Genomic DNA, 12255 nt, shown 5'->3' on the forward strand with positions numbered 1-12255 from the left:
TTGTTTTTTTGCATAAAAAACGCATATTTCGTGGTGTCTTTACATATTTATTCTATTAATTTTATAATTATTACTTACATTTATTACTTTTTATGTAAATGAATAAATATACAAAATAGCGCAAAATGAGACTTAAACTGACCATTTCCCTGCCCTTATTTAACTTTTTTCATTCCAATTCATTCTTTTACATACAAAAACAATCTTAAGTTCAGATTCCCACTTTAAACACACTGATTAAGAGCTAATAACTCCTCAAATCGAAAAAATACACAACAAATACAACAAAGTAAAACTTTAATCTACAAGGATCCTATCCCCATCGATTATTAACCGTCACATTCGCCGCATATTAAAACACATCTTTCATTAACTGAACTTTAACCACTCTCTCATCCTTTTACAGACAAAAAAATAGTGCTTAGATCGCTATAATCTAAGCACTATTTCTGCACAATAATAGTTGAGTTTTTTCTAAACTTCCATTCCATCCACTTCATAACAAACGGCTTCAATAAAGCCCTCGTCATAGGGATAACAAAGATGAAACCTATTATATCCGTTACATATCCAGGAAGCACTAAAAGAATACCCCCTACAAAGATAAAAATACCATCTAAAACCGCTGCTCCTGGCATTTCTCCTCTATTCAACTTAGATTGAATCTCTCCAAGTACTTTAAACCCTTGTCTTTTCGCCAAATACACACCTACAACGCCTGTAAATACGATCATAGCGAACGTAGACCACAAACCTATTACATGACTCGATCCAATTAAGACTGTAATCTCAATAGCCGGTATTAATATAAACAAGAATAGTAACCACTTCATAGCTCTACACTCCTTTCATATCCTATCACTTTAAACACCCTCACAACGTCCATATACACCATATAAAAGCTAAACGCACTTTCCCATCAAACTTCATAATAAACAGCTTTTAAAAGCAATTTCAGACGTTTAAAGCTAGTTTCACCTCATTTTTGTGTAAAAAAAAAGAGAAGGACTCCGATCCTTCTCTCCGTATTACTTATAGCACTTCCGCATGTCCATTATAAACAATTCCGCGTGCTGCATCAACTGTTACTTCTTGGCCATTTTTTAAAGTTGCTGTTACGCCGTTTACACCAACGATAACAGGAATACCGATTGATACACCTACAACAGCCGCATGGCTTGTTAGGCCGCCTTCTTCTACAACTAGAGCAGCAGCTTTTTCAATTGCAGGAATCATATCTTTATCAGTGCTTGTTGTAACAAGGATATCACCTTCGTTTACGTTTGCTACAGCTTCAGCAGCTGTTTTCGCTACAACTACTTTACCTTTTGCAGCTTTACGACCGATCCCTTGCCCTTTAGCAACTTCTTCACCAACAACGTGGATTTTCATTAAGTTTGTTGTACCAGTTTCAGCAACCGGAACACCAGCAGTGATTACTACAGTGTCTCCAAGTCCGATTAGACCTGCATCCATACCTGTTTGAATCGCTGTATCTAACATTTCGTCAGTAGAAGCTGCGCGCTTCTCAGCCATAAATGCTTGTACACCCCAAACAAGTGCAAGACGACGTCCTACTTGCTCGTCAGATGTTACAGCTACGATTGGAGATTTTGGACGGTATTTAGAGATCATTTTCGCAGTATATCCACTTTCTGTTGGAGCTACGATTGCAGCTACATCAAGAGCAAGTGCTGTATGCGCAACAGATTGGCTAATTGCATCTGTAATTGTTGGAGTGAACTCTTTAATACGTTTTTTGAACATATCTTCATATTGTAATGATTTTTCAACACGTACTGCAATGTTAGCCATCATTGTTACTGCTTCTACTGGGTATTGTCCAGCAGCTGTTTCACCTGAAAGCATGATTGCGTCTGTACCATCGAAGATTGCGTTAGCTACGTCACTTGCTTCCGCACGAGTTGGACGTGGGTTACGTTGCATAGAATCTAACATTTGTGTTGCAGTAATAACTGGTTTACCTAACACGTTACATTTTTTGATTAGACGTTTTTGTACTAATGGTACTTCTTCTGGTGGAATTTCTACACCCATATCACCACGAGCTACCATTAAACCGTCAGAAACCTCTAAGATTGAATCGATGTTGTCGATACCCTCTTGGTTTTCGATTTTTGGTACGATTTGGATGTATTGAGCGTTATGCTCTTCTAGTAATTCACGGATTTCTAATACGTCAGCTGCTTTACGTACGAATGAAGCTGCGATGAAATCAACTTTTTGCTCGATACCGAAGATGATATCTTTTACGTCTTTTTCAGTGATACCAGGAAGCTTAATGCTTACGTTTGGTACGTTAACACCTTTTTTATTTTTTACAGTTCCGCTGTTAAGAACTTTTGTACGGATGTTTCCGTCAGCTTTTTCGATTACTTCTAGCTCGATAAGACCGTCATCGATTAGAATACGAGAACCTGGGTTTACATCGTCATAAAGACCAGCATAAGATACAGAGAACTTCTCTGCAGTACCTAATACTTGCTCAGTAGAAATAACTACTTCTGCACCTGTTACAAGCTCAGCTTGTCCGTCTACGAAGTCGTGAGTACGGATTTCTGGACCTTTTGTATCAAGTAAGATACCAACTGTTTTACCAGTTTTCTTTGAAGCTTCACGAATGTTTTTAATACGAGCGCCGTGTTCTTCATGGCTACCATGAGAGAAGTTTAAACGAGCAACGTTCATACCTGCTTCGATTAATTGCTCTAATTTTTCAATACTTTCACTAGCAGGACCTATAGTACATACAATTTTAGTTTTACGCATATTGCACCTCCGAAAATTATGAAACCGTTCCCAAATATCCGACATTACGCCGATTAGATGGATAATTCTTTAGATAATTGATACATATCTTTATCGATTGTATGCTTTTGAGCTAACGCTTCGATAATATCATGATCAACAAGTTTGTTATCTTGAATACCGACACAACGTCCACCTTTACCAGCAATTAATAATTCAACTGCTCTTGCACCAAGACGGCTTGCTAATACACGGTCTTGTGCACTTGGTGATCCACCACGTTGTACGTGACCTAATACAGTTACGCGAGTATCAAAGTTTGTTGCTTCTTCAATGTGCTTACCGATGTCAATTGCACTTCCAACACCTTCAGCTACAACGATAATACTGTGTTTTTTACCACGTTCACTACCGCGCTTCAGACGAGCGATAACATCTTCCATGTCATACTCTTCTTCTGGAATTAAGATTGTTTCCGCACCATCAGCTAAACCAGCCCATAATGCGATATCACCAGCGTGACGTCCCATTACTTCGATAACATATGTACGTTCATGAGATGTAGCTGTGTCACGAATTTTATCAATTGCATCAATAACAGTGTTTAAAGCTGTATCGAAACCAATTGTGAAGTCTGTTCCAGGGATATCATTGTCAATTGTACCTGGTACACCAACACATGGGAATCCTTGTTCAGTTAATTTTTTAGCGCCTTGGTAAGAACCATCTCCACCAATAACAACAAGTCCTTCGATACCGTGTTTCTTTAATTGCTCGATACCTTTTAGTCGTACTTCTGGGTCTTTAAACTCAGGACATCTTGCTGTATATAATTTCGTACCACCGCGGTGGATAATATCGCCAACAGAACCTAGTTCTAATTTTTCAATGTGACCAGAAATTAATCCAGCGTATCCATGGTAAATACCATATACTTCAATATCATGGAAAATCGCTTTACGAACAACTGCACGAATGGCAGCATTCATACCAGGTGAATCTCCACCACTTGTTAATACACCAATACGTTTCATTTGTACTCACCTCATAAAGATTATTTGCCTTATAATAAAATAACACGAAAAAATATAAAAATACAATGGAGAAGATGTGTCTTTTCATAATAAAAACGTGCATTCGCGAAGTGGAACGCACGCTTTTCTTATTTTATCCAAATGGAAGCGTTTGAAAACGAAACTTGCCCAATTTTCATATATTTTTCATAACGTTTTTCGATTAATTCATCTTTCGAAATTCCGTTTAATTGTTCAAAAGTTTTTCTAAGCATTAAATCTATATTTTCTGACTGTTTCAAAACATTACGGTGTGCTCCACCTTTTGCCTCTGGAATAATTTCGTCAATTACACCTAATTCTTTCAAATCTGCTGCTGTAATTCTCATCGCCTCTGCAGCTTCCTTTGCTTTTCCTGCATCTTTCCAAAGAATTGCCGCTGCACCCTCTGGCGTAATAACAGAATAAGTGGAATTTTCTAGCATATGAATGTAATCTCCTACTCCAAGACCTAGTGCACCACCACTACCACCTTCGCCGATAACGATACAAATAACAGGCACCGTTAAGCCTGCCATTTCAAATAAATTGCGGGCGATCGCTTCACTTTGACCACGTTCTTCAGCAGCTTTACCAGGATAAGCTCCTTTCGTATCAATAAAACAAATAATTGGACGATTGAACTTTTCCGCCTGCTTCATTAAACGCAATGCTTTTCGATATCCTTCTGGGTGAGGCATCCCAAAATTACGGCGAATATTTTCTTTCGTATCTTTTCCGCGTTGATGCCCGATTACAGTTACAGGCATCCCTTTATACTTCGCAATGCCGCCGACAATCGCTGCATCATCGCCAAATAGACGATCTCCATGACATTCAAAAAAATCAGTAAATAAGTGCTCAATATAATCGAGCGTTGTCGGTCGTTCTGCATGACGAGCAATTTGAACACGGTCCCATACTTTCATATTGCCGTATATATCTTCCTCTAAATTTTCTAGCTTGTCTTCCAAAATACGAATCTCCTCACTGAAGTCCATCTGGCTGTTTTTCGTATAGTCTTTCAGTTCACGAATCTTATTTCTTAGCTCAACAACTGGTTTCTCAAATTCTAGCTCTGCCATACAGCCATTTCCCCTCCTTGATGAACTTCTAAAATCTTACGAAGCGATTCTCTCATATCATCACGATGTACCACCGCATCTAATTGACCATGTTCTAGTAAGAATTCTGCCGTTTGGAAATCTTCCGGTAGTTTCTCACGCACCGTTTGTTCAATTACACGTCTACCAGCAAATCCGATCAGCGCCCCTGGTTCTGCAAGATTATAATCACCAAGTGAAGCGAAACTCGCTGAAACCCCGCCCGTCGTTGGGTGAGTCATAACAGAAATAAATAATCCTCCTGCATTACTATGCTTTTTCAAAGCTACGCTTGTTTTTGCCATTTGCATTAAACTTAATATCCCTTCTTGCATACGGGCACCACCCGAAGCAGTAAAGATAATAAATGGAACTTGTAAGTCGTACGCCTTTTCAACCGCACGGGCAATTTTTTCTCCTACAACAGAGCCCATGCTCCCCATTCGAAAACGAGAATCCATTACTGCAACAACAACAAGCATGTCATCAATTGTTCCTTCACCAGTTACAACCGCTTCGTTCAAGTCAGTCTTCTTACGATCGCTCTCTAGTTTCTCTTCATAATCTGGAAACTCGAGTGGATTTAATGAAACCATTTCTTTGTCATACTCACGGAATGACCCTTCGTCCAATATACTATCAAGACGTTCCCATGCATTCATAGGATGATGATATCCACAATTCACACATACTTTTAAATTTTTTAGAAGCTCTTTCGTATACATGATTTTTTTACATTTCGGACATTTTGTCATAACGCCGTCTGGTACATCTTTTCGTACTTGTTCTGAAGGTATTGCAGCGTACTTTTTCTTTTTCACGAATAAATCTCTTAGCACAATTTGACCCCCTTCGTTGAGAGCTAAGGTTAGCGTAAGAAGAAAATTGGGCTAACACCAAAGTTTGATGTTAGCCTTATCTTCTCAATCTGTCTAATAACCTCACTCTTTACGTTTAACTTTAACCGCTACGCGATAGAATGTTTGTCATAACGTGTCATGGTCATTTCGACAAATTTTATACATTACGAGTGAAACTGTATATTCTCTACTAATTCATCGTAAATTTTTAGTGCATCATTTTCTTGTTTTTCTTCCAAAATAGCGTAAAGCTTTCTATACATATCGATAGAATCTCCTGAAACTTTACAAGAAAGCGTTGATACGTAATCATTTACGATCATCCAAATGCGATATAGTAAATAATTATCGACTTGTTCAATAAGTGTTTTAAAGAACGTTTGGTGAAGCATTGGAACTGAGTTTTCATTTCCTTCAAGCACTTGATGTAATTTACTTAGCACTTTAGAAAACATTTCTTTCGGTAAATTACATACAATTCGAATCATATCTTTCTCAAGCAATCGTTTTGTTTGTAATAAATCACGAATTGTTTTCTCATCTTGCAGCAAGAACGGAGCAATCAATTGTACAAGACCGTTATCGTAAAAGTTTCGAATAAACGTCCCTTCACCACGTCTCGTTTCAATTAATCCTACAAGTTCTAAAGCACGCAACGCTTCTCTTACAGAGGAACGTCCTACGTTTAAACGTGAACTTAACTCACGCTCAGACGGCAAACGATCCCCTGCTACCAATCCATCCTCTTCCATAATGGAACGGATTTTTTTTACAATTTCGAGATATACTTTTGTATTTGATGATGTCAATGGAAATTCCTCGCTTATTCTTTACCAATCAGCGCTAATTGTTTTGTTTTCTCAGCAACTTCATTTGGATCTACTTGACGGCGAGCTACTCCTGTCTCCATTGCAGCTTTTGCAACGTAAGCTGCTACTTGAGGCGCTACACGCGCGTCAAACGGTGCTGGAATGATATAGTCTGCATTTAACTCATCTTCTGCTACAAGCTCAGCAATAGCTTGTACAGCTGCCATCTTCATTTCTTCGTTAATTTGTGTCGCATGTACGTCAAGTGCACCGCGGAAAATACCAGGGAACGCTAGTACATTATTTACTTGGTTTGCGAAGTCAGAACGACCCGTTCCAACAACAGCTGCGCCCGCTGCTTTTGCCAATTCTGGCATAATTTCTGGAACTGGATTCGCCATTGCAAAAATAATTGCATCGTCATTCATTGTACGAACCATCTCTTCTGTTAATGCACCTTCTGCAGATACACCAATGAATACGTCCGCACCTTGTACAACATCAGCTAAAGAACCTTCGATACGATTCTTATTTGTATATTTTGCCACTTCATCCTTCACCGGATTCATACCTGTAGGACGACCATCATAGATTGCCCCTTTACGGTCACACATAATAATGTCGCGTACGCCATAGCGATATAAAAGTTTAATAATTGCAATACCTGCTGCACCTGCGCCATTTGCGACAACTTTAATGTCAGACATTTTCTTTCCAACTAGTTTTAGCGCGTTCACAAGACCCGCTACTGTTACGATAGCTGTTCCGTGTTGATCATCATGGAAGATAGGAATATTTGTTTCTTTTTTCAAACGTTCTTCAATAATGAAGCAGTTTGGTGCTGCGATATCCTCTAAGTTAACGCCGCCAAAAGTTGGCTCCATTAATTTTACAGTTTCAACAATTTTATCTACATCGTTTGTATTTAAGGCAATTGGGAATGCATCTACACCAGCAAAGCTCTTGAATAATACAGCTTTACCTTCCATTACTGGAAGAGATGCTTCAGGTCCGATGTTACCAAGACCAAGTACAGCCGTTCCATCTGTCACAACTGCTACCATATTTCCCTTCATTGTATATTCATATACCTTACTTTTATCGTCATAAATTTCTTTACAAGGTTCTGCAACCCCTGGAGAATATGCAAGACTTAAATCTTTTGCATTTTCTACTTTTACTTTTGATACAGTTTCTAATTTTCCTTGATGCACTTTATGCATGTGAAGTGCTTCTTCACGAAGTGTTGACAAACTATCCACTCTCCTCAAATTATTCTTGCTGATATCAATTTCTCCAAGTGGTCTGACCACGAACACTACTACTATAATAATCGAAGTGTAGGGAAATTGTCCATTATATTTTCACAACCACATTTTCTTCCCCGACAATTTCACGAAGTGCTCCTAAACATTCTTCACTTGGATGAATCGATAAACTTCGTGATAATTGTACCATTTTATGTTCCTTTTCATAATAAATTAGTACTTTCGCAAAACCCGAATAGTCAAACAATATTTTAGTAACCTGATTTAAAAGCTTTTTCTCATATTGAGACGGCAATTTCACGTAAACAGACGCATCTTTCTTTTCTTCATACACATCCATTTCTTCTAACGGATATAGTCCATTTACAATCCATTGCAGCTTATGATTTCTAAGCTCAATCATGCCGTCAACTAAAACAATTGCTCCTTCTTGTAACTTATCTGAGAAATGTATATACGTTTCGGGGAAAAGAACTGCTTCCATTTCATCATTTTGATCACAAAATGTAATAAATGCCATCTTTTGCAACTTTTTCGTACGAATCACTCTCACGCTTGTTATGTACACGATAGCTCTTTGTACTTTTTTCTTATGTCGCATCGCCTGAGCGAGAGTTGGAATTTCTAATTCTTTCGCTAACTTCACATACTGCGCTGTCGGATAGCTTGATAAATAAAAACCTAGTACTTCCTTCTCTTTATTTAACTGTTCAATAAAAGAGAGCTCTTCTCCTTGTACGTATTTTGATTTCGGAACAGCATCTCCTAAATCACGTGCAAGATTGGCATACTCTAACGCTCCTTTAAGACTTTTCCATAAATTCGTTCTCGAAACACCGAAATCGTCAAAACACCCAGACCAGACGAACGCCTCTAAATTTCGCTCTGTTACAAACTTTGATGGCATGCGCAGACAAAATTCAAATAAATCTTCAAACATTTTTTTCTCTCGTTCTTCGATTAATGCTGTCACTGTAGCCATTCCGATGTTTCGAATGGAAAGTAAGCTGTAACGTATCGCATTTCCTTCTATTTGGAAATTGTAACCACTTCTCTGAAGAGACGGCGGCAAAACATGAAAACCTTTTCGCTTCGTTTCTCGTATATACTGCACAATCTTATCTTCATTTCCAATTGCACTCGATAATAGCGCCGTCATAAATTCCAACGTATAATTCGCTTTTAAATAGGCAAGCTGATATCCAATCATACTGTAGGCTACAGCGTGACTTCGGTTAAAACCGTAATTTGCGAATCTTACAATTAAATCGTAAATTTTCTCTGCAGATGTCTCGTCATAACCATTTTGTAAACAACCTTGCACAAAATGCTTACGTTCCTGGTCTAAAATATCACGATTTTTTTTACTAACTGCACGGCGTAATAAATCTGCTTCTCCGAGCGAGAAGCCCGCTAACTTCGACGCAATTTGCATAATTTGTTCTTGGTATACAATTACACCGTATGTTCTTTCTAAAATCGGTTTTAAGTCCGGATGTATATATTCAATTTTTCTTTTTCCATGCTTTGATTCAATAAAGGTTGGAATTTGTTCCATCGGTCCTGGTCTATATAACGAGTTAACAGCGACAATATCTTCAAATTCATTCGGCTTTAACCCGCGAAGTACATTTCGCATACCACCTGATTCAAGCTGGAATACACCTGTTGTATCCCCTCTACCTAACAATTGGAACGTCTTTTCATCTTGAAGTGGTAAATTTCTTATATCGATTTCTTTCCCTGTTTTTTGCACGATAAACTTTATAATATTTTCAAGTAACGTTAAATTACGTAGTCCTAAAAAGTCCATCTTGAGCAACCCAAGTTCTTCTAATGCATCCGCCGGGTATTGCGTAACATACACATCGTTATGCCCTTCTTGAATGGCTACACTTCCCGTTAATGGCTCTTGGCTCATAATGACGCCAGCTGCATGAATAGACGTATGACGTGGTAAGCCTTCTACACGTTTTGCAATTTCAAACACACGCTCATGCAGAAGGTTTCCTTGTATAAACTCACGGAGTGATTGCGATTCCTCATATGCATCTTTTAACGTTATACCAAGCTTTGATGGGATAAGTTTTGAGAATATGTCGATATCTCGCGGCGGAAGCCCCATTACACGCGCAATATCTCTAATTGCTGCTTTCGCTGCCAGCGTTCCGAACGTTACAATTTGAGCAACACGAAGCTGACCATATTTATCTTTCACATATCGAATCATCTCATCACGTCTTATATCTGGAAAATCGATATCAATATCTGGAAGTGTCACACGTTCGGGGTTTAAAAATCTTTCAAATAATAGATCGTATTCAATTGGATCAATATCTGTAATTTCTAATACGTAAGAAACGAGTGAGCCAGCCGCCGATCCACGACCTGGTCCTGTTAAAATATGATTTTCATGCGCATACTTCATAAAATCCCAGACGATGAGGAAATAATCACTAAACCCCATACTAGAAATCACGTTTAATTCATGATTCAAACGCTTTATATGTACTTCTTTCGGCGTACCATAACGTTTCTGCAATCCTTCTTCACAAACGCGGCGTAAATACATATCATTCGTCTCGTTAGCTGGAACAGGGAATTTCGGTAATTGATTTACATGAAACGGTATTTCTACTCTGCAACGTTCTGCAATTTCTACTGTGTTATAAATCGCTTCTTCTACGTGAGAAAATAGTGCTTCCATTTCATCTGATGATTTTAAATAATATTGATCTGTTTTCAGCCTCGGCCTATCTGGATCCGTCATTTTCGTTCCACTTTCAACAGATAATAAGCATTCATGAACAAGTGCGTCACTTTGATTGATGTAGCGTACATCGTTTGTTGCAACGACTGGAATATTTATCCTACTCGTAAATTCAGGTAATTTCTCTTGCAGAAGTAGTTCATCTTGAATCGCATGATGCTGTAAACTCATATAAAAATTACCGAACATACTTCGATACATGCGAGCTACTTCTTCAGCTTGACTCTCTTTGTCTTCTAATAATAATTGTTCAATTTCCCCATCTTTACCTGGTGAAATAGCAATTAATCCTTTCGCATAATGTGCAAGCCATTTCTTAGGAATACCTTCTTTTGACTTCGTCATAATGCTACTAGAAATCTTTAATAAATTTTGATAACCTATTTCATTTTCAGCAAGTAAGACAAGCGGATAAGACTTTTCTTCTTCTTCACTAAAAATAGAAGCTGTTAAGCCGATAATAGGATGTATACCATGTTTCTTACATGCTTTATAAAACGGAATCACGCCATACATAACATTTTCATCCGTAATAGCAAGTGATGAATAACCGAGCTCTTTCGCCCTAACTACAAGTTCATCAATTTTACAAGCACTTTTTAATAAACTAAAAACGGTTTGACATTGTAAATGCACAAACTTCACTGTTGTACCCTCTCTTTACCTATTTGACTACTTTTATTATAGGTGAAGAGGAAAGCGGAAATCAAAACATACTTCTTATACTTTGTCCATATATATGAAGAAGAAAGGGGAATGACGATGGATGTAAGAGAACATACTTTTTTCTCTCTGCTTATTATTAGTTATTTTATTGCCTTTGGGGTTATACTTGGTGGTTCATTAATTGGTGGATTTGGTGCGTTTCTTATCGGAAAACCAACTCTAACTTACATTAATCAATTCGCCCAAAATTTAAGAATTTGGGCACTCGTTGCAGCGATCGGCGGAACATTTGATACTTTTTATAGCTTTGAAAGAAGTTTCTTTGGCGGGGATATGAAAGATATCGTAAAACAAATTCTCCTTATTTTTTTCGCAACGGGTGGTATGCAAACCGGTCTTATTATTATTAAATGGCTAACGCAGGAACATGTATGAGAGTACCAAGTGCCAATACAGCAAAAAGATGGTATTTAGTTTTAGCTGGGGCTGCTGTTGGAGGCGTGTTGAGCTGGTTTATTTTTTTGTACATATACGGTGTTTTTCAAGAAGAACAAGCTAGTAAAATAGCAGAACAAAGAGAAATTATAGAAAAACAAGAAGCAAAGCTCCACGTCCTTCTCGAAGATCAAGAAAAATTAAATACTGAAAATAAACGGCTCTTAACCATTCAAGAGATTAAAATAAAACTTGTAAATCGAGAAAAATACGATTTAGACAATCTTACACTCGAAAATATGACTACATCTATCCATAATGACCTCCAGCATCTTTTAACGAAAAACATACAAAGTATCGCAAAAAATAAAGACCTACTCAAAAAGGTAATCGAAAACAAGACGTACAAACATTACGATCGGCTATACCGTTTTAAAGTCGATACAATATCTTTCGATACCGTGCTTGAAATTAGCATTACGATAGAGAAAGAAAAATAAAGAAGGAGGGGTTTAGCGCCACT

At 37.9% G+C, this 12255-nt stretch carries 10 protein-coding genes; 2 read left to right on the plus strand and 8 right to left on the minus strand.

The annotated features are described in order from the left end of the window. Nucleotides 1-443: 443 nt before the first annotated feature. From NLJ82_RS22485 to dnaE, 8 genes are all read right to left on the minus strand, one after another. On the minus strand, nucleotides 444-833 hold the full coding sequence (locus NLJ82_RS22485) for an FxsA family protein (protein ID WP_000871624.1): 390 nt from the start codon (nucleotides 831-833) through the stop codon (nucleotides 444-446). Between the two features lie 199 nt (nucleotides 834-1032). Further along, the gene (gene pyk, locus NLJ82_RS22490; RefSeq protein ID WP_001232661.1) at nucleotides 1033-2790 is read right to left on the minus strand and encodes a pyruvate kinase; all 1758 of its coding nucleotides are present in this window, start codon (nucleotides 2788-2790) and stop codon (nucleotides 1033-1035) included. A gap of 53 nt (nucleotides 2791-2843) precedes the next feature. Further along, nucleotides 2844-3803, minus strand: coding sequence for a 6-phosphofructokinase (pfkA, locus tag NLJ82_RS22495; protein WP_000821163.1), 960 nt, complete (start codon nucleotides 3801-3803; stop codon nucleotides 2844-2846). A gap of 128 nt (nucleotides 3804-3931) precedes the next feature. Further along, nucleotides 3932-4906 (minus strand): acetyl-CoA carboxylase carboxyl transferase subunit alpha, encoded by a 975-nt coding sequence (accA, locus tag NLJ82_RS22500; protein ID WP_000818794.1) that lies wholly within the window; start codon nucleotides 4904-4906, stop codon nucleotides 3932-3934. Continuing rightward, nucleotides 4894-5763, minus strand: a complete 870-nt coding sequence (gene accD, locus NLJ82_RS22505) for an acetyl-CoA carboxylase, carboxyltransferase subunit beta (protein ID WP_000942861.1) — start codon at nucleotides 5761-5763, stop codon at nucleotides 4894-4896. The genes accA and accD overlap by 13 nt, the downstream gene beginning before the upstream one ends. Nucleotides 5764-5948: 185 nt before the next feature. Continuing rightward, nucleotides 5949-6593: a FadR/GntR family transcriptional regulator gene (locus NLJ82_RS22510; protein WP_000204431.1), complete on the minus strand. Its 645-nt coding sequence runs from the start codon at nucleotides 6591-6593 to the stop codon at nucleotides 5949-5951. Nucleotides 6594-6607: 14 nt separating this feature from the next. Beyond that, a complete protein-coding gene (ystJ, locus tag NLJ82_RS22515; RefSeq protein WP_001970845.1) occupies nucleotides 6608-7816 on the minus strand; it encodes an NADP-dependent malic enzyme in 1209 nt (402 codons plus the stop codon). 133 nt (nucleotides 7817-7949) lie between these two features. Continuing rightward, nucleotides 7950-11276: a DNA polymerase III subunit alpha gene (gene dnaE / locus NLJ82_RS22520; RefSeq protein ID WP_000673752.1), complete on the minus strand. Its 3327-nt coding sequence runs from the start codon at nucleotides 11274-11276 to the stop codon at nucleotides 7950-7952. A gap of 42 nt (nucleotides 11277-11318) precedes the next feature. Between dnaE and NLJ82_RS22525 the strand changes: the two genes are divergently transcribed. Beyond that, nucleotides 11319-11732 (plus strand): YtrH family sporulation protein, encoded by a 414-nt coding sequence (locus NLJ82_RS22525; RefSeq protein ID WP_002003648.1) that lies wholly within the window; start codon nucleotides 11319-11321, stop codon nucleotides 11730-11732. Then, nucleotides 11729-12232 carry a sporulation membrane protein YtrI gene (ytrI, locus tag NLJ82_RS22530; RefSeq protein ID WP_001265737.1) on the plus strand — a complete coding sequence of 168 codons (504 nt, stop codon included), beginning with the start codon at nucleotides 11729-11731 and terminating at the stop codon, nucleotides 12230-12232. Before NLJ82_RS22525 ends, ytrI begins: the two co-directional genes overlap by 4 nt. The last annotated feature ends 23 nt before the right edge of the window (nucleotides 12233-12255 follow it).

Source organism: Bacillus paranthracis (assembly GCF_024296885.1).
GTDB classification, from domain to species: domain Bacteria; phylum Bacillota; class Bacilli; order Bacillales; family Bacillaceae_G; genus Bacillus_A; species Bacillus_A paranthracis.

What these genes read in the sequence shown, in the direction of transcription:
- NLJ82_RS22485 (WP_000871624.1), bottom strand. Translation starts at nt 833, where the DNA reads ATGAAGTGGTTACTATTCTTGTTTATATTAATACCGGCTATTGAGATT.
- pyk (WP_001232661.1), bottom strand. Translation starts at nt 2,790, where the DNA reads ATGCGTAAAACTAAAATTGTATGTACTATAGGTCCTGCTAGTGAAAGT.
- pfkA (WP_000821163.1), bottom strand. Translation starts at nt 3,803, where the DNA reads ATGAAACGTATTGGTGTATTAACAAGTGGTGGAGATTCACCTGGTATG.
- accA (WP_000818794.1), bottom strand. Translation starts at nt 4,906, where the DNA reads ATGGCAGAGCTAGAATTTGAGAAACCAGTTGTTGAGCTAAGAAATAAG.
- ystJ (WP_001970845.1), bottom strand. Translation starts at nt 7,816, where the DNA reads ATGCATAAAGTGCATCAAGGAAAATTAGAAACTGTATCAAAAGTAAAA.
- ytrI (WP_001265737.1), top strand. Translation starts at nt 11,729, where the DNA reads ATGAGAGTACCAAGTGCCAATACAGCAAAAAGATGGTATTTAGTTTTA.